At 55.5% G+C, this 21,380-nt stretch carries 17 protein-coding genes and 1 riboswitch; of the genes, 8 read left to right on the plus strand and 9 right to left on the minus strand.

Annotation, left to right across the window (positions count from 1 at the left end; translation table 11 throughout):
- Nucleotides 1-275: 275 nt before the first annotated feature.
- The 3 genes from G5533_RS16610 to ecpA form a co-directional block, all read right to left on the minus strand.
- Complete coding sequence (locus G5533_RS16610; protein ID WP_421206747.1) at nt 276-2,738, minus strand: TcfC E-set like domain-containing protein; 2,463 nt, start codon at nt 2,736-2,738, stop codon at nt 276-278.
- Nucleotides 2,739-2,789: 51 nt separating this feature from the next.
- Nucleotides 2,790-3,452: a hypothetical protein gene (locus G5533_RS16615; protein WP_421203626.1), complete on the minus strand. Its 663-nt coding sequence runs from the start codon at nt 3,450-3,452 to the stop codon at nt 2,790-2,792.
- 65 nt (nt 3,453-3,517) lie between these two features.
- Entirely contained in the window at nt 3,518-4,105 is a 588-nt protein-coding gene (ecpA, locus tag G5533_RS16620) for a common pilus major fimbrillin subunit EcpA (RefSeq protein WP_421203624.1), read from the minus strand.
- A 639-nt stretch (nt 4,106-4,744) separates the two neighbouring features.
- Between ecpA and G5533_RS16625 the strand changes: the two genes are divergently transcribed.
- Nucleotides 4,745-5,368 (plus strand): response regulator, encoded by a 624-nt coding sequence (locus G5533_RS16625; protein ID WP_421203623.1) that lies wholly within the window; start codon nt 4,745-4,747, stop codon nt 5,366-5,368.
- A gap of 10 nt (nt 5,369-5,378) precedes the next feature.
- The gene (locus G5533_RS16630; RefSeq protein ID WP_441255092.1) at nt 5,379-8,990 is read left to right on the plus strand and encodes a response regulator; all 3,612 of its coding nucleotides are present in this window, start codon (nt 5,379-5,381) and stop codon (nt 8,988-8,990) included.
- Between the two features lie 25 nt (nt 8,991-9,015).
- Here G5533_RS16630 and G5533_RS16635 read toward each other — a convergent pair whose 3' ends face one another.
- A complete protein-coding gene (locus tag G5533_RS16635; protein WP_421203620.1) occupies nt 9,016-9,420 on the minus strand; it encodes a hypothetical protein in 405 nt (134 codons plus the stop codon).
- Between the two features lie 133 nt (nt 9,421-9,553).
- On the opposite strand from G5533_RS16635, the gene G5533_RS16640 reads away from it, so the two are divergent.
- The 3 genes from G5533_RS16640 to G5533_RS16650 all read left to right on the plus strand — a co-directional run bounded on the left by G5533_RS16640 (nt 9,554) and on the right by G5533_RS16650 (nt 13,305).
- Nucleotides 9,554-11,227 carry a sensor histidine kinase gene (locus G5533_RS16640; protein ID WP_160880862.1) on the plus strand — a complete coding sequence of 558 codons (1,674 nt, stop codon included), beginning with the start codon at nt 9,554-9,556 and terminating at the stop codon, nt 11,225-11,227.
- Between the two features lie 46 nt (nt 11,228-11,273).
- Nucleotides 11,274-12,005, plus strand: a complete 732-nt coding sequence (locus G5533_RS16645) for a LytR/AlgR family response regulator transcription factor (RefSeq protein WP_441255093.1) — start codon at nt 11,274-11,276, stop codon at nt 12,003-12,005.
- 109 nt (nt 12,006-12,114) lie between these two features.
- Nucleotides 12,115-13,305: an L-lactate MFS transporter gene (locus G5533_RS16650; RefSeq protein WP_005339218.1), complete on the plus strand. Its 1,191-nt coding sequence runs from the start codon at nt 12,115-12,117 to the stop codon at nt 13,303-13,305.
- Between the two features lie 73 nt (nt 13,306-13,378).
- On the opposite strand, the gene G5533_RS16655 is transcribed toward G5533_RS16650, so the two are convergent.
- The 4 genes from G5533_RS16655 to G5533_RS16670 all read right to left on the minus strand — a co-directional run bounded on the left by G5533_RS16655 (nt 13,379) and on the right by G5533_RS16670 (nt 16,306).
- Entirely contained in the window at nt 13,379-14,503 is a 1,125-nt protein-coding gene (locus tag G5533_RS16655; protein ID WP_441255094.1) for a 5-(carboxyamino)imidazole ribonucleotide synthase, read from the minus strand.
- The gene (purE, locus tag G5533_RS16660; protein WP_421255557.1) at nt 14,500-15,009 is read right to left on the minus strand and encodes a 5-(carboxyamino)imidazole ribonucleotide mutase; all 510 of its coding nucleotides are present in this window, start codon (nt 15,007-15,009) and stop codon (nt 14,500-14,502) included. Before purE ends, G5533_RS16655 begins: the two co-directional genes overlap by 4 nt.
- Nucleotides 15,010-15,072: 63 nt before the next feature.
- Nucleotides 15,073-15,375 (minus strand): P-II family nitrogen regulator, encoded by a 303-nt coding sequence (locus G5533_RS16665; protein ID WP_005321666.1) that lies wholly within the window; start codon nt 15,373-15,375, stop codon nt 15,073-15,075.
- A 4-nt stretch (nt 15,376-15,379) separates the two neighbouring features.
- Complete coding sequence (locus tag G5533_RS16670) at nt 15,380-16,306, minus strand: sodium-dependent bicarbonate transport family permease (protein WP_005342109.1); 927 nt, start codon at nt 16,304-16,306, stop codon at nt 15,380-15,382.
- A 109-nt stretch (nt 16,307-16,415) separates the two neighbouring features.
- On the opposite strand from G5533_RS16670, the gene G5533_RS16675 reads away from it, so the two are divergent.
- From G5533_RS16675 to murI, 3 genes are all read left to right on the plus strand, one after another.
- A complete protein-coding gene (locus G5533_RS16675) occupies nt 16,416-17,318 on the plus strand; it encodes a LysR family transcriptional regulator (protein WP_182970116.1) in 903 nt (300 codons plus the stop codon).
- 35 nt (nt 17,319-17,353) lie between these two features.
- Nucleotides 17,354-17,531, plus strand: a riboswitch (cobalamin riboswitch).
- A 52-nt stretch (nt 17,532-17,583) separates the two neighbouring features.
- Nucleotides 17,584-19,449, plus strand: a complete 1,866-nt coding sequence (locus G5533_RS16680) for a TonB-dependent receptor domain-containing protein (RefSeq protein WP_421206738.1) — start codon at nt 17,584-17,586, stop codon at nt 19,447-19,449.
- A 108-nt stretch (nt 19,450-19,557) separates the two neighbouring features.
- Nucleotides 19,558-20,361: a glutamate racemase gene (murI, locus tag G5533_RS16685; RefSeq protein WP_216979762.1), complete on the plus strand. Its 804-nt coding sequence runs from the start codon at nt 19,558-19,560 to the stop codon at nt 20,359-20,361.
- Nucleotides 20,362-20,368: 7 nt separating this feature from the next.
- On the opposite strand, the gene G5533_RS16690 is transcribed toward murI, so the two are convergent.
- Nucleotides 20,369-20,860 (minus strand): RNA recognition motif domain-containing protein, encoded by a 492-nt coding sequence (locus G5533_RS16690; protein WP_005339200.1) that lies wholly within the window; start codon nt 20,858-20,860, stop codon nt 20,369-20,371.
- Between the last annotated feature and the right edge of the window lie 520 nt (nt 20,861-21,380).

Genomic DNA, 21,380 nt, shown 5'->3' on the forward strand with positions numbered 1-21,380 from the left:
TCATCATGGCCTGGGGCATTTTGCTATTCACCATCTGTCGAACATTCGATGAGTGACCGGAGCTTTGATTGTCATCAACATTGCCCGGAGTGATACATCCTTCCTTGATAAGGTGCTGCTTGTACCACCTTTATCGGTCTCACAAGCCAGCTGTCCTCGGTTTCGTTTTCAATTAACAGAAAATGATGGCGTCGTGCTTAATCACAATGACCCAATATCCGGTGCAGTCAGCGCAGCGTACAACCATTGCGTCGAGCAAAGAGAGGCCTTCACGGTTAATTCCTTGTCACCATCGCATATGTCGGCAGCCCCTTGCAGGTAATGACCCCTATCCAGGCGGCGCCAGTCTGCTCTTCAAGATCCAACTCCGCTTCACAAAAATCACTGCCGCGGCGGAACATCAACATGGGGTTGGCTTTATCCACATCCAGAGAGAACTCCCCTGCTTCATTGGTGACCGTGCTGCCGATGTGATTATCCAACCTGGCATTGGTCAGCAGGCTGCCATCCTCTGCCTTGATGATGCCAAACACTGTGACCATCTCTTTGATATTGTTGCGTGCATCCAGGGTGGCCACGTTGCCGGGAAACAGGGTGTAACGTTGTTTACCGGTGTTTATTTCATAGCTGTCCATGCTGGTTTTGCTGTTGAGCAGCTCGATTTCATATTCCTGATAGGGTTGCAGGGCCAGGAAGGTTTTCTCACCTTGCAGGGGATAGTCCTGGCCATTGACCTTGGCCAGCATTTGTCCACCACCAGATAACCCGGTATCGATAAGCACGCCAGCGTTGGCCTCGTTCCTGCCTGATGCTGCCAGGTGTTCACCCGCAGTGGCGATCGAGCCCCGTGCGATCAGGTTGCCGTTAAGATCACCCTGACTGCTGCGCGACAGACTGGAGGTGCCGCTAATGACTTGATGCTCGAAGCCCAAGGTACCCGAGAGGGCGGGTGAACCTCGTTCATCACCGTTCAAGACCTTTTGGACGTTGAGAGAAGCCAGGTTGACAACCCCCTCCAACCGCTGCTGGTAGTTGAGGTTGGCAATGCTCTGGCCCTGTTCGTTGCTGCTCATGCCCATGCTGAACAGCTGGCCCAGCGGCAAGCTGTAATCGAGCGTGATGCTCTTGTTGCTGTTGCTACCGATGCGGTCATCATTGCCGCTCTGCACGCTGGCGCGCATCGACAGGTTGCCATAGCGACCGGAATAGAGGTGCTGGTAGTAGTCCAGATAGTTGCGTGTGCTGCCTATCTCTTTGTCATGGGTAGTGCTGAACGAGAGTTGGCCCAGGCCATTCAGCCAGCCGCCAAGGCTCAAACTGAGTCCTGATGAGTAGAGGTGGCTTTCGCTGAGGTTAAGGCGTGAGCCGCTGCTCAGCTTCTCTTGTGAAGCCCAGAGTGACACATTGTCGATCGGTTGTACGCTGATGTTGCTACCTGCTCGCCAGGCGCTATCAGAAGAGGCCATGGCCTGGGCGCCCAGGTTGATGCGTTCATGGGCCTGCCACTGTATCCCGCTTTCAGCAACAACGGCCTGGTTGAAGGCATAGCTGGTACCGGAATAGGTGAGGGCATCCAGGGTGCGAGAGAAAGATACGCCCAACAAGGGAGAGTCACCCTGCTCATCTGAGGTTGATTCCATCCAGCCCCCCCACCACTGCCAGCCCCAACGGCCGACGAACTGGTTGCCCCCTCCCAATTTGGTGACGCGCTGGGTGCTGGTGTCGGTCAAACGTCCATCAACATAGACTTCAACGGTGACGTTATAGACACCACCAGGGAAGGAAGTGGTATCAATACTCTGGTTGCCGATATTGAGGTTCTGCAGCCCAATCAGACGGCCATCCCGATAGATGCGCGCTTCGCCGTTGGCGGGCATAAAGACCTGCACCGGGGTCGTGGATTGGTTGGCGTTCTGCTGGCGAGACTGGGCCTGGTTGCCATAAGAAGCACCATAGATACGTCTGCTGTTCAGGGCTGTGACCATGCCCAATGTTTGCAAATCCCAGGTCGATACCATGCCAGCGGCCAGACGACGATCATCCAGATCCCGCTCGTACATGGCACTGTAAAGTGTGCCGCTTTGCTGTGGCTCGCCCAGGTTGAAGAGAGAACCATCCAGCGTCATGTGATGCGCCCCGTAGCCGAAGGTACTGCCAAGCTGGACAAAGTTGGAGTCGAGATAGCCGTAATCCGTGTTGTTGAAGGAGTAGCCCAAGTTGTAACGATGCACGCTGGTCAGCGCCTCTACACTGGGTGTCAGGCTGGTGCTTGAATCTTGGGTAGCGGCCATCCCAAAGGCATCGCGAGAAACCTCTATATTCAACTGCATGGTGAGCAAATCCAGCTTCATGCTGGCATCGGAATTGACCTCCAGATGACCTTGCTCATCAAAGGTGCGTTGTTCGCTATCGGCAGAGAGGGTCGAGACCAGCGCCTCGTTGAGCTGCGTCTGTTGCTGGCTGGCGCCGAAGTCGATATTCAGCAGTTGCAACTGCTGTTCTCTGAGCACCAGAGTGGCACTGCCAATCGGATCTGAGGTGAGGGTTTCTTTCCCGCTCAGTTCATCCCGATAGTGCAGCAGCACAGGGACTGACAAACCATCGCGCAGTGCACTGGCAAAACTGGCTGGAATGATGACATTGGCAAGGCGCAACGGTGCGATCGATTCTGCGGCTGCGCTGGTGGCAAGCAATAGAGCGGCAACACTGACGGCATATTGTTGAATCCAGGGGCGCATCATTTATCCAAAGTAGTGATTAGTCTGCTGCTTGAGCTGGTCGCTGCAAGGTTACTTGACGGTGGCAAAGTCTTTGCCGAGCCAGAGACCTACGTGACTCTTCTCGTGATTGGTATCAACCCGTTTGAAGACGCGCTGTTTGCCCGGCAAGTCGTAATAGGTCTCTTTGCACTGCTTGCCCGGTTGGTCGCGGCAAACACCATAGGCCACCACCCGATAAGAGGCATTGCCCCGATTGGTGAGCTCGCCATGGCTCAAGAGATAGTCAAAGCGTACCTTGCGTGGGGTCACCACCAGAATGGTGCCGATCTGGGCAGAGGTAGTGGCCATCGCCTGACGACTCTCGTTGCGCTGCTCATCCATGGAGAGCGCCGTATCGCGCCAGGTGATGCGGTAGTAACGCTCCTGGTCATCAGCGGGACCTTTATAGAAGAAACGCACGTTGTTCTTCCCCTTGGCGGGCAACATCATGCGTGCCGGTGAGAGCAGCAATTCACCCTCTACCTCCATCGGAATGTCTACCCCTCCTTCTTCAGGGGATGAGATACGCGAGATATTCACCGTTACCAGTCGAGCCTGGTCACTGTTGTTTTCTATCTCTTTGGCCACTTCGGTTTCATTGCTATCGATAAAGGTCGTGACCGACCCTACGTTGATCGCATTGACCACCGGCAGATAAAACAGGCCTGCCAGCAGAAAGATCGTGAATCGCATGATGGTGTTCCGTAATTAAAAAAGGGGGACCAGATTGGCCCCCCAGTTGGAGTCGGGTGGCGTGTTTAGGCCCAGCTGGCGACAAACTCAACGCTGACCTCACCAGACCAGATACCGTCAGGCAGGGTGGTGAATGGGGCGTTTGTCCCATTGACGGTGGCGCTGTCGATATTGAAGCTGAAGGCGGCCTGAGCACTGGTGCGCTCACCAGCGGTATTGGCGCCCTGTGCAACTGGTGCCAGGTTGCCACCATTGATGCCGGCTGCGGTGTCAATCAGGGTGGTGTAGCCTGTGGAAGCGACCGGCTGGCCCATCCAGAACACACCCACATCGACAGTTGAACCGCCGCTCAGGTGGTTCAGGGTACCGCTCAACTTCTTGGCCTTGAGGGTAAATTCGGTCAGCTCAGCGCCCACCTCGCCGGCATTACCCTGAACGCTAACGTCGAACAGGCCATCGACGGTGTTAAAGCCCTTGATGCCTTCGGCATATTGGAATGCGAGGCTGCCCAGCGGAGTGACGACCAGGTCGCTACTGGTATCTTTCTTGGCTGTGGCTTTCCAGGTTGCAATGGAAGGAGGTGCTTCAACTGCAGCATGGGCAGCAGTTGACGCAAAGCCAGCTAAAACGATGGCGATCAGAGTCTTTTTCATTATAAATCCTCGGTTGTTTTTATATTCTGGTGATTGAATATGCGTTCTCGTGGTCTTGGCTGGTATGCAATGCACTTATTATCGGAATCTCACCGCGACATGCCTGTTTGCCAAGATGGAAAAATATTAATCGGCCATGTTTCGAGATGCGACCAAAAAGCATGTAGGACAATTCCTAAGGTGCATTTAAAAAACAACAACGGGGTTTGTTGTTTTTTTGTTGGTTATTTCGGTGACTGTTGTTGCATCGATGTTTTGGCAGGGATGCTTGAAACAATCTATTACGAAATAGTTATTGCTAGACATAACAATGTGTTAAGTGGTAATCGAAAGTACCTTTGCTTTACCATTCCTTAACGTATAGTTATGTAGGGAATCTTATAAAGGCATTAATTATCAATGATTTAAAAGTAGATCTTTCTCTCCGTTAGCCATGGCCACATTCAGCTATAATCATGATGCATCAGACATTCATGTATTAGCTCCAGCAGTAAATGCCAGATAAGATTCATGATTGATGAGGCGTTCATTAAGCTATTAGAAAGCTTGGCTATGGCTTGATACGCCTTAGGAACTCAAGTAAAGCTAAGAATAGACAGCATTATTTTGGTTTTCAGTTGGAGCCGTCCTGGAGGGAGCATGAGAAAAGTATTGGTTGTGGATGATCATCCAGCAATAAGAGTTGCCATTCGCATATTGTTGCAACAAGAAAATTATATAGTTGCGGGTGAGGTTGATAATGGTGTTGATGCCCTGTCAGTTTTTAAAAAAATCAATCCGGATATTACTATCATTGATATCGGAATTCCAAGTTTGGATGGTATAGAAGTGATTAAAAGAATTAGAATGGAGGGATCGCCTGCTATTATCATTGTTTTCTCCGCGCTCGATAGTCAACATAATATGTTAAGGTGTTTGCAAGCCGGAGCAGATGGTTTTGTCTCAAAATTAGATGATATTATGATGCTTAAAAAGGCTATATTGAAATGCCAGAGTCAGAAAAAAGCTTTTCCAAAAAAAGTTATGCATCATGGGAAATATGCAGAGCTAATTGATGGAGATAATATTTTCAGCACCCTATCAAGTCGAGAAATGACAGTGTTGCGCAACCTCTGCCTTGGCAAGGCAAATAAGGAAATTGCTATAGATATGTTGCTTAGTGAAAAAACCATCAGCACTTATAAAGCACGACTGATGGCAAAGTTAAATGTTTCCAATATTGTGGAGCTAATAGAACTAGCAAAGAGCAAAAGTCTTTTTTGAGTGGACGCCAATGAAAATGAACAGCTTCATTAAATATCTTGCTATTATGCTGGTGATACCTTTTTTTAGCTTTGCATCATCGAAAGACGAATATATTAAAATTCATTCTCGTGAGAAATCGTATAACTATAAAAACACCTTGCCGGCATTTAATGCTGAACAACTAATATGGTTGCGTAAAAAAGAGCAATTGGTATTGGCTGTGCCATTGCCTGATAACCCCCCCTTGGATATTACCATTCGCTCAGAAAACTATGAGGGTGCAACGGCCGATGTACTTGGATTGCTGTCGAAAATTCTTGATATAGATATTTTTGCCAAAAAATACCCTTCACGTGATGCAGCGATCATGGCTGTCAAGATGGGGGAGGCTGACATGATCAGCTCTGCCAATGGGTATGAGATAAATAATGGATTGTTATTAACGGATGTCTATCTTGAAGATCAGCCGGCTCTCTATAAAAACATCAGTGTAAATAATAAAAAGATAAAAAATATTACGGTGGCAGAAGGTTATTTGCCTATGGCTGAAATAATAAAAATATTACCTGGTGTGAAGATAGATATACATGCCTCAAAATACAGTGCGGTAGCTGCGGTTGCCTATGGTGAGGCTGATGCCGTATTGATTGACATGATATCAGGTAACTTTATTGTCAATAAGCTTTATCAGGACAGTGTGCATCTGGTTAGACCACTTTTTGCGCAGACCAATGGTTTTGCATTTGGACTCAAGTCTGATGATGATCTCCTAAGAGATATAGTGAATATTGCTCTCCGTGTCGTCACCACGTTCCATCATGACTCTATTTTGAAAAGATGGAGTGGTGGGGGCCTATCTATCGAATCAAAGCCTGCCATGCTGACGGAAGAGGAATGGCAATGGATCAATAGCAAAGGGGAGCTTAGAATTGCGGTAAATAAAGGGGCACCGCCACTGAGCTTTATCGATGTCAGAGGTAACCTGCATGGCATCTCTCTGGATGTATTACAGGTGATTGGTGCCAAGCTCGGCATTCAGGTCACTCCCGTACCTATCGGCTCTTATCTTGAACAGCTAGAAAGACTGGGGCGCAGAGAGGTTGATGCCATCGTCATTACCCCGACGAAAGCTCGTGAAGACACGCTGCTGTTTAGCCGTGCGTTTATGCTTGATCCCATTGTGATGGTCGTTAAGAAAAATCCACAGCGACCATCTGCCAGCGAGATATTAGAACGTGGCCGCATTGCGCAGATTGAGGGTGCTCGATTGGAATATCCTTATGGGGGCCAGCTATCAGTCAATAAGCCAGTATGGGTGAAAAAACTTACTGACGCGGTGGAATGTGTCTTCTCTGAACGATGTGATATGGCACTGGTGCCACTGCGAGCAGCCAAGTATCTGATTAACTCAGAATATTCAGATAGCTTGATCATTGCTGGTGAGCTTTTTGATTCGATGCCAATAAGAGCATCCTTTGCTGTCAACCAAGATCAGTCAAACCTGATTGGCATCATCAATAAAGTATTGGCCTCCATCCCACCTGATGAGCTGGATATATTGGCATCTCGCTGGCGAGTCAGTGCAAAACATGATGAAATGTCTTTTTATGAGTTTATAGTTATTTATGCTAAGTATATTTTTGCAGCACTGCTGACGCTGGTATTAGCCTTTTTTTGGATACTCTATTTGCGCCGGCAAGTCAAGCTGAGAAAAAAAGCGGAAATAGAGCTGAATGCACAGCTTAACTTTATTGAAGAGTTGGTGGATAGTACTCCCCATCCTATTTATGCTAGGGATGTAACAGGTCGCTTGATACTCTGTAATAGCAGTTATGCGGCATTTTTTGATGTTGAAAAAAGAGACTTAATCGGCTTGACAATAGAAGAATGTGAGCGACGCTGGCCATATATGTCAGTCCTTGGCGATGTTTATCGAGGGACTCTTCAGGATGCAGAGCCCAGAGATGGCGATCATGTATTGCTGCTGACCGATCGAGTTTTAAATATATATCACTGGATACAGGTTTTTCGTGGCCTTTCAGAAGAGGTCGATGGTGTTGTCGGTGGCTGGATAGACATCAGTGAACGAGTCTCTTTGATCGAGAGACTAGATAATGCAAGCCGTGATGCTCAGGCGGCCAGTCGTGCCAAGTCAACCTTTTTAGCCACAATGAGCCATGAGATCAGAACGCCGATGAATGCCATCATTGGTTTGCTTGAGTTGACATTAAGAAAGGATGGCTTGAATACGGAGGACCGTGATGCAATTCGAGTCGCCTATCAAGCGTCGCATGATTTACTAGGGTTGATAGGTGACATACTGGACCTTTCAAAAATTGAATCAGGCAAACTGGAGCTGTCTCCATCACCGCAACAAATCAATGTGCTTAACCAGTCTGTAATCAATGTTTTTTCTGTCGTAGCACGTCAGAAGGGACTGACCTTGAAATTATACGACCAGCATGATGTGGCCGTCATGGTTGACCCTATTAGGTATAAGCAGGTGCTTTCCAACTTAGTGAGTAATGCCATTAAATTTACCCGCCAAGGCGGTGTCGAACTGGCGGTTGATTTACGGCCAGATGGAGAATGGTGTGACATCACCGTAAGTGTCGCTGATACCGGGATCGGGATCAGTAAGGAAGATTTGGAGTATCTGTTTTTGCCCTTTAGTCAGGCTACGCAACCTGCCGATATACAAAAATCTGGCACCGGGTTGGGACTGATGATCAGCCGGACTCTGTGTCAGATGATGGGAGGTGATCTGGAAATAAACAGTGAGCTGGGACTGGGGACAAAGGTAATCGTGTCGCTTCGTTTGCCTCTTGCGGAAACCTTGGCTGTCCGAGAGTGTGGCTCAGAAGAGAGGTTTACTCCGTCATATGACAATGCGGGATACCGTATTCTTGTTATTGACGATCACCCGACAAATCTCTTGCTGGTCAGCCAGCAACTGACATTTTTAGGTCATGAGGTGCTGACGGCCAGCTCAGGTAAATCCGCTCTGCAACTGTTGTCACAGGAGCCTGTTGATATCATCATTAGCGACTTCAATATGCCTGATATAGATGGTTTGGAATTTACCACTTTGCTGCGCCAGCAGGAGCGAGATAATGAAGCCGTGCGTACCGTAGTGATTGGTTTGACTGCAGATGCTCGCCAAGATCAAGTGCAGAGGGCCATGGAGGCTGGGATGGACGATTGTTTGTTCAAGCCCGTGAGTCTCGATGACCTCAAGGCATGCTTGGCTACCCACCACCCAGGGAAAATATTGCTGGCTCCTGAAGATATGGCTACTCGATTCATGCATAAATTGAGCAAGCTTACGGTAGGGAACAGTGAGCTGATGAGCGTATTGATTAATGAGTTTGTCACTGCATCTGAACAAGACATGCAGCATCTTGCTGAAGCCTGTATGCAAGGTCATAGCCAGAAGTTCTTGGCCCAGCTGCATCGTTTGAAAGGGGGGGCCAGGATTCTGGGAGCGGATGAATTGGTTGCCTGCTGTAGCGAATGGGAGCAGTCACCTCGTCTGTCGGTTTGCATGCCCGCAGCATTGAGACAGGTCCGAAATATGTATCAACAGGTAAAGGCTGGGGTCGATTATTGGAATAAAGCACACAAAACGAGAGGGGAGTAACCCCTCTCACTGCGGTCTTAGGCGATTACCAGTAGGCTACTAGCTCATACCCACTTTCGGTTAGCTGCCCAGCAGACTGGGCCGTTTGTTGATATGAAAGATAATATTGTTCCGTTGCTGGGACTGACTGGTACTTTGTAGTGAGCTTTTTGCCATTAAGCATCACAGTGGGGGTATCACTTGCCGTCGACAAGGTGCGAGCTTTAAACGTTAACCCGCTATCGGGAGAGGTTAGCTTGGCTGCCAATACTTGAGCCGCCGGGTTTGTTGTGGAAATGGCTTGTTGCCCCGGATGCAGCAAGCTGACGGAGGATTGGCTGTCTTTGCTGGCTGTTGCTTGCCAGGTCACTGTCTGGCTCAGTGTTTGTGCCTCGACCTGGTTGGCAATCAGCAGGGTGGGGAGTGCAAGCAGCAGGAAGTTCTTTTTCATGATGTGTATCTCCTGTGTGGTGGCCCCGAATGGAGTCAATTTCTCTATCGGCGAGCATTAGAAAAAGCTTAGACCGACCTGGAGTGGCACAATGCGCAGCCTTGTTGTTTTACATGCGGGAGAGGTGCGGGTGTTGCTCGAAAATCAAATGATGTTGTTGGCGGTGTTCGAGCGGGCGGCGCTGATGCTGATGACCCTCTTCTTCCTGACCCGCACCCGGCCGTTCCAGCGGCTGTTCCAGAAGCGGGATCACACCCCGGCGGAGCTGGTGCTGGTAGCCTCCATCTTCTGCCTGTTTGCGGTGTTCAGTACCTATACCGGCATTCCGGTGGAGGGGGCGCTGATCAACGTGCGGATCATCGCCATTATCTCCGGTGGCATCCTGTTCGGCCCCTGGGTCGGCATTCCGGCCGGGGTCATCTCCGGCCTGCACCGCTACCTCATCGACATGGATGGTCACACCTCCATCCCTTGCCTGATTGCCAGCATCATCGCCGGTCTGCTCGCCACCTGGTTGCACCTGCGCTGCCGCAAGTCGCGGCTCTGGCTCTACGGCATTCTGGCGGGGATGCTCTGCGAAGGGCTCACTATGTTGCTGATCTGGCTGCTGACCGAGCCCCACGAAGTCGGGGTCGAGATCGTCAACCATATCGCCTATCCGATGATCGCCGGGGCGCTCTGCATCGGCCTCATCATCAAGCTGGTGCAGGATCTGGATGACGAGAAGGAGCTGATTGCCGCCAAGCAGGCCAAGCTGGCGCTCGATATCGCCAACAAGACGCTGCCTTTCTTCCAGAACATCGATCGCCACTCCCTCAGTCAGGTGTGCGATGTGATCCGGCGCGACATCAGCGCCGATGCGGTGGCCATCACAGATACCCATGACGTGCTGGCCTATGTCGGGGTGGGCAAGGACTATTACGAGCTGGACGAGCACCACGCCATCAGCGGCATGACCCAGCAGGCGGTGCTGCTCGACCAGATCATCATCAACAACGATCTGCGCCAGTATCACCTCTCCGATTTCCACTCGGTCATCATTATTCCGCTGCGGGAAAACGGCTCGGTGAGCGGCACCCTCAAGATCTACTACCGCCGCACCCACAGCATCACCAGCTCCCTGCGGGAGATGGCGGTGGGCCTCTCCCAGCTCATCTCCACCCAGATGGAGGTGTCGCGCATCGAGCAGCTCAAGGAGATGACCCGCAAGGCGGAGTTCACCGCCCTGCAGAGCAAAATCAACCCGCACTTCCTGTTCAATGCCCTCAACGCCATCTCGTCGCTAATCCGCATCCGTCCCCAGCAGGCGCGCCAGCTCATCGCCAATCTGGCGGATTACCTGCGCTACAACCTCAACAAGGGGGATGAACTCATCGACATTCAGGAGGAGCTGCAGCAGGTGCGCGACTACGTGGCCATTGAGCAGGCCCGCTTCGGCGACAAGCTGGAGGTGGTGTTCGAGGTGGACGATGTGCACATTCAGGTGCCGAGCCTGCTGTTGCAGCCGCTGGTGGAAAACGCCATCCTGCACGGCATCCAGCCCCGCAGTGCGCCGGGTCGGGTCACCATCGAGGTAAAACAGCTGGCGGGTGGCATCCGGGTATCGGTACGGGACACCGGTTACGGCATCAGTCAGGCGGTGATCGACGGGGTGGCCGCCGGTCGGGTGGAGAGCCGCAGCATAGGCCTGATGAACGTGCATCAGCGGGTCAAGCTGCTCTATGGCGACGGCCTGCACCTCAAGCGGCTGGAGCCGGGTACCGAGGTGAGTTTCTATCTGCCGGATCAGGAGTCGATGCCATGCTGAGTGCCATCATGGTTGAGGATAAGTGTGTGCCGCGAGAGGTGTTGTCATGCTGAAAGCCATTATTGTCGAAGATGAGTATCTGGCCCGCGAGGAGTTGATCTATCTGGTGAATCAGCACAGCACCATCGAGATAGTGGCGAGTTTTGAGGATGGGCTGGAGGCGTTCAAATACCTGCAGGATCACGAGGTGGATGTGGTGTTTCTGGATATCCAGATCCCCTCCATCGATGGCCTGCTGCTGGCCAAGAACCTGCACAAGTCGAGCCATCCGCCCCACATCGTCTTTGTCACCGCCTACAAGGAGTTTGCGGTGGAGGCGTTCGAGCTGGAGGCGTTCGACTACATCCTCAAGCCCTACAACGAGCCGCGCATCATCAGCCTGCTGCAAAAGCTGGAGCAGGCAGGCAAGTTGCAGGCGGGGCAGGGGAGCGAGCCGGGGGCTGCGCAGAATCGCACCGTCAATCTGGTGAAGGGGGAGCGCATCATCGTCACCCCCTGCGAGCAGATCTACTACGCGGAAGCTGACGAGAAGCTCACCTATGTCTATACCCGCGATGATCGCTACGTGATGACCATGACCATCAGTGAGTTTGTCAGCCGGCTGCCTGCCGAGGGGTTCTTTCGCTGTCACCGCTCCTACTGCGTCAACATCAACAAGATCCGCGAAATCGTCCCCTGGTTTAACAGCACCTATCTCATCCGGCTCCATGATCTGCCGTTCGAGGTGCCGGTCAGTCGCAGCAACATCAAGGCGTTCCGTCAGCTGATGCGGCTCTGATTGTCATTCATTCCCGCCGATCTGCATTTCATGCCTTAATCGATCGGCGTGAGCTGCGTCTTGCCTATAGTGGCCTCAATTTCCTTAAGGCCATCGACCGAGACGCATCATGACCATCGATCTGAATCGCACCCGGTACCTGACACTGATCGGTACCATTATCACCCAGTTCGCACTGGGTTCTGTCTACACCTGGAGCCTGTTCAACGCCCAGCTCTCCGACAAGCTGGACGAGCCGGTAAGTCAGGTCGCTTTCGCTTTCGGCCTGCTCAGCCTGTCGCTGGCAGTCGCCTCCTCCATGGCGGGCAAGCTGCAGGAGCGGTTCGGGGTGCGTAACGTGACCCTGGGCGCTGGCGTGCTGCTCGGCATCGGCTTCTTCCTCACCGCCCACGCCAGCAATCTGGCGATGCTCTACCTCTGCGCGGGCATTCTGGTCGGTTTTGCCGACGGTACCGGTTACCTGATGACCCTCTCCAACTGCGTGAAGTGGTTCCCGGAGCGCAAGGGGCTCATCTCCGCCTGCTCCATCGGTGCCTATGGCCTCGGCAGTCTCGGTTTCAAATACATCAACCTGCTGCTGCTCTCCAGCTCCGGCCTTGAGACCACCTTCCAGCTGTGGGGCTTGATTGCGATGTCCATGGTGCTGGTGGGCGGCATGCTGATGAAGGATGCGCCCAAGCAGGCCGCTTCCGTACAGCAGAGTGAGAGCCGTGACTTCACTCTGGCCGAGGCGATGCGCAAGCCGCAGTACTGGATGCTGGCGCTGATGTTCCTCACCGCCTGCATGAGCGGCCTCTACGTCATCGGCGTGGCCAAGGATATCGGCGAGAAGATGGTGGGTCTGCCTGCTGTAGTCGCCGCCAATGCCGTCGCCATCATCGCCATGGCCAACCTCGGTGGCCGTCTGGTGCTGGGTATCCTCTCCGACAAGATGTCCCGCATCCGGGTTATCACCATTGCCCAGCTGATTACCCTGGCGGGCATGGCGCTGCTGCTGTTCGTGCCGCTCAACGCCAACCTGTTCTTTGTGGCGGTCGCCTGTGTGGCATTCAGCTTCGGTGGCACCATCACCGTCTACCCCTCGCTGGTGAGCGACTTCTTCGGTCTCAACAACCTGACCAAGAACTACGGCGTCATCTATCTGGGCTTTGGTCTGGGCAGCATCATCGGCTCCATCGTAGCCTCCCTGTTTGGCGGCTTTATGGCGACCTTCCACCTGATCCTGGTGTTGCTGGTGGTGGCGCTGGTGCTCTCCCTCACCATCCGCCTGCCGGCACCGGTAGCGGTGGAGCGGGCCTGATAAGCCTCCCTGCCATAGCAAGCAAAAACAGAGACCCGGGCCATGCCCGGGTCTTTGCATTTCCGATGGTCGATCAGCGCGGCGCTAGCCCCAGCAGCTGGCGGGCCTTGCGGCAGGTTTCCTCCACCGTTGACCAGTCGTCACCGGTTACCGTGATATGACCCATCTTGCGGCCGGGGCGGGGTTCGCTCTTGCCGTAGAGGTGCAGATGCAGGCCGGGCAGCGTCAGCAGGGTAGCCCAGTCGGGCGTGCCGTTTTGCCAGAGATCCCCCAGCAGGTTGATTAACAGGGCGGGGCGTACGGCGATCTGCTCCGGTAGCGGCAGATCGCACAGGGCCCGCACCTGCAACTCGAACTGGCTGCATGCGGCGTTGTCGAGGCTGGGGTGACCCGAGTTGTGGGGGCGGGGGGCCAGCTCGTTGACCAGCAGGCGCCCTTCCACCAGAAAGAACTCCACCGTCAGCACCCCGACGTAATCGAGGGCTGCGATCAGCCGCTCGGCTATTGCTTTGGCTTCGCTCTCCAGCACCGGCACATTGGCCGGGGAGCGGGTCTGATCGAGAATGCCACCGCTGTGCCAGTTCTGCACCAGCGGCAGGGCGCTGATGGCGCCGCTCGGGCTGCGGGCCAGGGTAAGGGCAAACTCCCCCTCCAGCGCCAGCCGTTGTTCCAGCACGCAGGGCACGCCACTGGCTGCCAGCGCGCTCGCCAGCTCATCCAGATCGCTCACCTGCCACTGCCCCTTGCCGTCGTACCCTTCGCGGGCCGTCTTGAGAATGGCGGGCAAGAGTTCGCTGGCCTCTGCGGGGATAGGCTCTTCCGGCAGTAGCGCCAGATAGGGTGCGACCCGGATGTTGGCTCCGCGCAGAAAGGCTTTCTCTTCACGGCGATCCTGACAGATGCGCACCGCGCTGGCGCCCGGGCGTACCGGCTTTTGTTTTTCGAGCAGTGCCAGGGTGGCGGCGGGCACATTTTCGAACTCGCAGCTGATGGCCTCGCAGCGGCTGGCCAGTTCGTGCAGGGCTGCGGTGTCGTCATAGGGGGCGACAATATGGTGATCGGCTGCGGCCCCGGCGATGCTGGCCGGATCGGGATCCAGCACCACTACCTTGTAGCCGAGGCGGTGGGCGGCCATCACAAAGTAGCGGCCAAGCTGGCCGCCCCCCAGCATGCCGAGGGTGGCGGGTGGCAGGATCATGTCGGTTCCTCCAGCGTGAGGGCCAGCACCCGGTCGCGCTCGCGGGTGCGGGAGTCGTCGAGCTGCTGCCGGTAGCGGGGGGCGTCGTCGTCTTGTGCGACCGAGAGCAGGGAGACGGCGAACAGAGCGGCGTTGGCCGCTCCCGCTTCGCCGATGGCGAAGGTGGCGACCGGTACCCCCTTGGGCATCTGCACGATGGAGAGTAGCGAGTCCATCCCCTTGAGATGTCGGGAGGGGATGGGCACCCCCAGCACCGGCAATGTGGTCTTGGCGGCGACCATACCCGGCAGGTGAGCGGCGCCACCGGCTCCGGCGATGATGGCGCGCAGGCCGCGCTCGCGGGCACTGGCGGCATACTCGAACAGCAGATCCGGGGTGCGATGGGCCGAGACTACCTGTGCCTCGTAGGGCACGCCGTGCTCCTTGAGGATGCGGGCGGCAGCCTGCAGCACGGGCCAGTCGGAGTCGGAGCCCATTACCAGGCCGATCAGGGGAGGGGTGTTCATCTTTTCTGGTTCCTTGCTGTTAAACGTTTGCTTTTGGTGGGCAAAAAGAGCCGGCAAGCCGGCTCAGAATTTCTCGGGTCGCACGATTTCGACCGGTTGCAGAAAGGCGATCATGGCGTAATCGGGGTAGTAGCGACTCTGCAGGTGGGCCAGCAGCCGCTCCGCCTGCTCCCGGCTGCAGATGGCCTCCAGCCGGATGTTGCCGCTCTCGCTCCAGCTGGCGTTGCGCTCACCATGATCGCCACGACCGCGGGCATCGGTGATGGTGTAGCCGCGCAACCCCTCGCGGGTGAGGGTGCGCAGCAGGGTCGGCTCCAGATTGGCTTCCGTGATGACGGTCAGCAGGGTGCGGGTCTCGGTCTGCATGTGGCTACTCCGTGAAGTGGCGGGCCCAGCTGTGGTAGAGCGGGATCCCCAGCATGATGTTGAACGGGAAGGTGACCCCCAGCACGGCGCTGAGGGACAGCCCCGGGTTGGCCTGGGGCACGGCGATGCGCATGGTGGCCGGCACGGCAATATAGGAGGCGCTGGCCGCCAGGGTGGCCAGCAGGGTCAGGCCGCCGAGAGAGAGGCCCATCAGCTGGCCAGCAGCCAATCCCAGCCCCGCCGAGGCGAGCGGCATCAACAGGGCGAAACCGAGTAGGAACAGGCCGTGGCGGCGCAGATCCTGACACTGACGGGCGACGATGAGGCCCATCTCCAGCAGGAACAGCGCCAGCGCACCCTTGAACAGGTCGACAAACAGCGGTTTGAGCGGGGCAATCCCGTCCGGCCCGGCCAGATAGCCGATGGCCATGCCGCCGAGCAGCAGGGTTACCCCTTTGCCGAGGAAGGTCTCGTGGGCCAGCATGCGCCAGCGGGTCTCGCGGCTGATGCCCCGGGCCAGCACTATGCCCACCAGAATGGCGGGGATCTCCATCACTGCCAGGAAGATGGAGAGCTGGGATTCAAAGCTGATGCCCCGCTCGGTGAGCCAGTTCACCCCGACCGCAAAGGTGGCGACGCTGACCGAACCATAGTGGGCGGCGGTGGCAGCGGCATCGACCCGGTTCATCTTGAGGCGCAGCACGGCAAAGCCGAGCAGGGTCTGCACCACGCCGAGCAGGATCACCAGCGCCAGTTGTGGCAGCAGAGGTTGCAGGGATTGCTGGGCCAGACCGACGCCGCCCTTGAGGCCGATGGCCAGCAGCAGAAAGAGGGAGAGGGTGTCGTAGAGGGCAGGAGGCAGTTTGAGCTCGGAGCGCACCAGACCGGCCAGCAGACCAAACAGAAAGAAGAGTACAACAACGTCCAGCATGATGGTTCGTAGGGCAGTTCAGATAATGGTTGCATGCTAGAGCCCGCAATGTTTCGATAAAATCAGATTCTCGCTGATGGTTGTTCGGTAAAAACTGATAGGGAACGGCATGCTCAACTACAAACAGCTCTACTACTTCTGGCATGTGGCGCGCAGTGGCAGCGTGACGCAGGCCGCCGAACAGCTGCATCTCACGCCGCAGACCATCAGCGGTCAGGTTGCAGAGCTGGAGCAGTCCCTCGGGGTGGCGCTGTTCAACCGGGTGGGGCGGCGTCTGGTGCTGACCGCCGCCGGACGGCAGGCGCAGGAGCAGGCGGGGGCCATTTTCTCGCTCGGTGCCGAGCTGGAGCACACCCTGCGCCACGCCAGTCAGGAGCTGACCATGCAGGTGGGGATCGCCGATTCGGTACCCCGCACTCTGGCGTTCGAGCTGCTGGCCCCCGCCATGGCGCTGGCGACTCCGTTGCGGCTGGTGTGTCACGAGGAGCGGGCCGAGCAGCTGTTCAGCGAACTGGCCCGCCACAAGCTCGACATGGTGCTGATCGATCGCCCGCTCCCTCCCGACAGCGGCGTGCGTGGCTATAACCACGAGCTGGGGCGCAGCCCGCTGGCGCTGTTTGCCAGTCCCGAGTTGGCGGCGCGGGCGCGGGATGGCTTTCCCGCCTCGTTGGAGGGGTTGCCGCTGCTCATCCCCGGAGAGAAATCGGCTACCCACGATCGGCTGCTGGCCTGGTATCGCCAGCAGGGCATTCATCCCCATCTGGTGGGGCAGTTTGATGACTCCACTCTGATGAAGTCGTTCGGCAAGGCGGGGATGGGGATCTTCCCGGCGCCGCTGGCGATGGCTGACGAAATTGGTCGCCTCTACGGGGTGGAGCGAATTGCGACCCTCACCGACGTCACTCTCTCTTACTATCTGGTCTCGGCAGGGCGCCATCTTTCTCATCCCGGGGTACAGGCGGTGATGGAGGGGGCCCAGCAGCGGCTGGCGGCGCTGGTTGGCAATAAATAGAAATCTGGATGGCTATACATCCAGCTTGGCTCTGCCTATAATCCTCCCGCTTTGGCGCATCATGCTTAATAGGGAATCCGGTGAGAATCCGGAGCTGGCGCGCAGCGGTAAGGGGGAACGAAGCGACATCAGGGCACTGCCGTCAGGCGGGAAGCCGTCGCCATAGGCTATCAGCCCCCGAGCCCGAAGACCTGCCAGAGTTCGTATTTCGGGCCGAGAGAAACCGGCCACGAAGTAGATACTTACGCGAACTTAAGGATCTCTCATGTCGAAGAAATTTCTGGCGGCTGCCCTGTTGCCGACGGCGGCGTTTGCCCAGCAGCTGACCATTCCCGTCAATCCCACCATGGTGGTGACCGCTACCCGCGTCGCCCAACCTGCCTCCAGCGTTCTGGCCCCGGTCAATGTGGTGACCCGGGACGAGATCGATCGCCTGCAAGCCCAGACCGTGACCGATGTGGTCAAGACCCTGCCCGGTGTGGAAGTGGTCAGCAATGGTGGCCGAGGCCAGCTCAGCTCGCTGCGGGTGCGTGGTGGCACCTCTTCCCAGACGCTGGTGCTGGTGGATGGGGTACGCAGTGCCTCCCTGACCGCCGGGATGACCGAACTGAACAATCTGCCACTCAATCAGGTCGAGCGGATCGAGTATATCCGCGGCCCGCGCGCCACCATCTACGGCTCCGACGCCATCGGTGGGGTGATCAACATCATTACCCGTCCCGACAAGGGGACAAATCAGCACAAGTTCAATATCGGTGCTGGTTCCCATCAACAGCGTCAGGCCGCTTTCAGTAGTGCCAGCCAGGTAGGTGAGGCGGGTCAGCTCAAGGTGGCTGGCGGTTTTGATGATGAAGAGGGTTACAACGTACACCCCTTGCCCGGCATCAACGATGGTGACCGTCACGGGCATCAGGGCTACAACGCCATGCTGGACTACCAGCAGGCGCTCGGCAGCAATTGGGATCTGTTCGGTACAACCCGCTGGTTCCGCAATGTCGCCCAGTACGACCGCTCTTCTGCGGCTTCCGCCTGGGGGCCTGCCACCCATCAGCGCAACGAGACCTGGACTGAAAACCAGAGCTATCAGCTGGGGTCGCGCTATCACGATGATCGCTATCTGAGTGAGTTGCGTGGCGCCTTCTCCAAACAGGATGCGTACGACTATCAGGACAACAGTGGCCGCGATCAGGCCAATAACCGGACCTACACCCGCCAGTACAGCCTGAACTGGGTCAACAGCTTGAAATTGAACGAGAGCTGGACGCTGGGAGGCGGGGCCGATTGGCAGAGTGATCGACTGGATGATCGCTCCCGCTCCTCCGGCTCCACGTATCCGGCCGACGCCAAAGAGCGTGACAACAACGGCCTCTATGCCCTTGCTCAGTTCGACAACCAGACCTGGCAGGCCGAGCTGAGCGGCCGCAGTGATGACAACGAGCAGTTTGGTCGTCACAACACCTGGCAAACTGGCGCAGGCTGGCGTTTTGTCGAGGATTACCGCCTGAGCGCCCGCTATGGCACCGGTTTCCGCGCCCCCTCCTTTAATGACCTCTACTATCCGGGCTCTGGCAATCCTAACCTGAAGCCGGAAGAGTCGAAGAGCAGCGAGCTGATGCTGGATGGTCAAACTGCGGGTGTCGAGTGGCGAGCCACCGGTTATCGCAATGACTTCGAACAGATGATCCAGTGGGCTCCCAACAGTCAGGGGATGTGGACACCACAAAACGTTGGCAAGGCGCGCATTGAAGGGATCGAGCTGGAAGGGGAGTTCGACACTGGCTGGTTGAGTCATAGGGTCTCTGCCGAGTATAAGTCTCCCAAAGACAAGGTGACCGACAAGCAGTTGCAGCTGATCTCCCGTAAAGGGGCCAAGTGGGTGACTCAGGCGCAGTGGCAGCAGTTTGATGGTTCATTGAGCTGGATCTATCAGGGGGAGCGCTATGGCGATGTGGCCAACACCACCAAACTCGGTGGCTACAGCGTGTGGAATCTGGCGGTCGGCTACAAGGTCACCCCGGCGCTCAAGGTATCTGGCAAGATCAACAACCTGCTGGATAAGGAGTATCAGACTGCAGTGGGGTATCCGGCCGATGAGCGCGCTTACTACGTGACGATGGATTACTCACTCTAAGCCGGACCCGGCCAAGCGGAAAAATCTGGGGCCCTGCTATTGGCAGGGCCTTTTCTATTGGCGGCAGGCGGGAGTATGATCGCCGCCTTGCACCAAAGGGGAGCTCAAGTGGCCAATATTCTCGTGTTTGATTCCGGTATGGGTGGCCTGACCATCTACCGCGAGATCCGCCGCGTTCTGCCGGCACACAACTATTTCTACTGCTTCGATAATGCCAACTTCCCCTATGGTGAATTGAGCGAGCCCGCCCTGATTGCTGCCTGCACCCGCTTGGTGACCACCATGGTGGCCCGTCATCATATCGATCTGGTGGTGATTGCCTGTAATACGGCCAGCACGATAGCGCTGCCAGCCCTGCGTGAGGCACTGGATATTCCTGTGGTGGGGGTGGTGCCAGCCATCAAGCCTGCCGCTGCACAGACTCGCAATGGTTGTATCGGTCTGCTGGCTACGCCAGGCACTGTGAGCCGCGACTATACCCACGAACTGATCGCCCAGTTTGCTCCCGGCAAGCGGGTGCTGCTCAAGGGCACCACCGAGCTGGTCATAGAAGCCGAACACAAGCTGGCGGGCTTGCCGGTCAATATGGCGTTGCTGCGCGAGGTATTGGCCGACTGGCTGGATGGGGAAGAGCAGCCGGATACGCTGGTGCTCGGTTGTACTCACTTCCCGCTACTTAATGAAGAGATTGGGCAACTGATGCCGCAATGCCAGCTTATTGACTCGGGCAGTGCTGTTGCCAAACGGGTGGCCTGGTTGCTGAACAATGGCGGGCATGCCACCGTGCAGCCTGTACATATAGAAGAGGTAATTGCCAGGGCTTACTGTACCCGGCTGGATGGGGAGGCTCAAAAACTGACAGCCCCCTTGCAAGCATGGGGGCTGTCATCACTGGAAGAGGTGAAGTACTGACGAGCGGTTAGGCGTCAGTTTCGCTACCTTCTCTTTCCTCTTTATCACGTTTGTCATTCGCTTCACGCACCTTGAGGGTGCGCTGCTGATACTCTTTATCATTCAAAGCGGCAATCGCTTTGGCGGCATCGGCGGCGGGCATCTCCACGAAACCGAAACCTCTGCGCTTGCCGGTTGCCTTGTCTTTCATCAACCGCACGGAAATGACCTGGCCCTGTTCGGCAAACAATTCGCGCACTGCGATCTCATTGGCGCGATAGGGCAGGTTGCCTACATATAAGGTGCAAGTCTCCTGATTGGCGATCGACTCGGCAACATTAGCCGGGGTTCGCTTCAGGAACAGCGGTACCACGAAACCGCCGATGGCCAGACCTGCTGCAAAAATCACTTCCGCTTTCAAAGAGAACTGCAGGGCCTGGGCAACCAGGTAGCCAACCACTGCCAATACCAGAGCAAGGATTGCGGCCTGCATATATACGGGAAACTTGGATAAATTCATCTTAAAAGACCTTTTGTAAATGAAAGCAAAAAAGGTGCAACACTATATTCACCTCCATGGTAACCAGCTTTCCTGATTGGCGCTACCATGGACCACTCGGGAGAGGTTATCGGCTCCAGTATGGCATTCCCAAGGTCACTGAAGGCGACATAAATGACGCTAAAATGGGAGTGAAATAACCGGGTTGTGGATAACATTGTATATATACACTGAATAAGCTGTTTTTAATTGAATAATTTGAAATTTTCGTGATTATCTTCAAAAAAAGTCTTGTCATCGCAGCGCCGCCCCCTATAATGCGCCCCTACCAGCACGGCGGAACACGCCGGACTGATGAGCCAGCTTCCTAGCGAAGTGGGCGCCGAAAGAAAAGCGAAAACAACTGCTTGACTTTCGAGGTGAGAAGCGTAATATGCGCCTCCTCAACGCGACAAGCGTGACGTTCTTTAACAATTTGAATCAAGCAATCTGTGTGGGCACTCACAGCATCGAGCATCAAAAACAATTTTTGATTTTCAAT

Origin of the sequence: Aeromonas sp. A600620, assembly GCF_029479985.1 — a bacterium.
GTDB lineage: Bacteria > Pseudomonadota > Gammaproteobacteria > Enterobacterales > Aeromonadaceae > Aeromonas > Aeromonas veronii_A.

What these genes read in the sequence shown, in the direction of transcription:
- G5533_RS16610 (WP_421206747.1), bottom strand. Translation starts at nt 2,738, where the DNA reads ATGCGCCCCTGGATTCAACAATATGCCGTCAGTGTTGCCGCTCTATTG.
- G5533_RS16615 (WP_421203626.1), bottom strand. Translation starts at nt 3,452, where the DNA reads ATGCGATTCACGATCTTTCTGCTGGCAGGCCTGTTTTATCTGCCGGTG.
- ecpA (WP_421203624.1), bottom strand. Translation starts at nt 4,105, where the DNA reads ATGAAAAAGACTCTGATCGCCATCGTTTTAGCTGGCTTTGCGTCAACT.
- G5533_RS16625 (WP_421203623.1), top strand. Translation starts at nt 4,745, where the DNA reads ATGAGAAAAGTATTGGTTGTGGATGATCATCCAGCAATAAGAGTTGCC.
- G5533_RS16630 (WP_441255092.1), top strand. Translation starts at nt 5,379, where the DNA reads ATGAAAATGAACAGCTTCATTAAATATCTTGCTATTATGCTGGTGATA.
- G5533_RS16635 (WP_421203620.1), bottom strand. Translation starts at nt 9,420, where the DNA reads ATGAAAAAGAACTTCCTGCTGCTTGCACTCCCCACCCTGCTGATTGCC.
- G5533_RS16645 (WP_441255093.1), top strand. Translation starts at nt 11,274, where the DNA reads ATGCTGAAAGCCATTATTGTCGAAGATGAGTATCTGGCCCGCGAGGAG.
- G5533_RS16650 (WP_005339218.1), top strand. Translation starts at nt 12,115, where the DNA reads ATGACCATCGATCTGAATCGCACCCGGTACCTGACACTGATCGGTACC.
- G5533_RS16655 (WP_441255094.1), bottom strand. Translation starts at nt 14,503, where the DNA reads ATGATCCTGCCACCCGCCACCCTCGGCATGCTGGGGGGCGGCCAGCTT.
- purE (WP_421255557.1), bottom strand. Translation starts at nt 15,009, where the DNA reads ATGAACACCCCTCCCCTGATCGGCCTGGTAATGGGCTCCGACTCCGAC.
- G5533_RS16665 (WP_005321666.1), bottom strand. Translation starts at nt 15,375, where the DNA reads ATGCAGACCGAGACCCGCACCCTGCTGACCGTCATCACGGAAGCCAAT.
- G5533_RS16670 (WP_005342109.1), bottom strand. Translation starts at nt 16,306, where the DNA reads ATGCTGGACGTTGTTGTACTCTTCTTTCTGTTTGGTCTGCTGGCCGGT.
- G5533_RS16675 (WP_182970116.1), top strand. Translation starts at nt 16,416, where the DNA reads ATGCTCAACTACAAACAGCTCTACTACTTCTGGCATGTGGCGCGCAGT.
- G5533_RS16680 (WP_421206738.1), top strand. Translation starts at nt 17,584, where the DNA reads ATGTCGAAGAAATTTCTGGCGGCTGCCCTGTTGCCGACGGCGGCGTTT.
- G5533_RS16690 (WP_005339200.1), bottom strand. Translation starts at nt 20,860, where the DNA reads ATGAATTTATCCAAGTTTCCCGTATATATGCAGGCCGCAATCCTTGCT.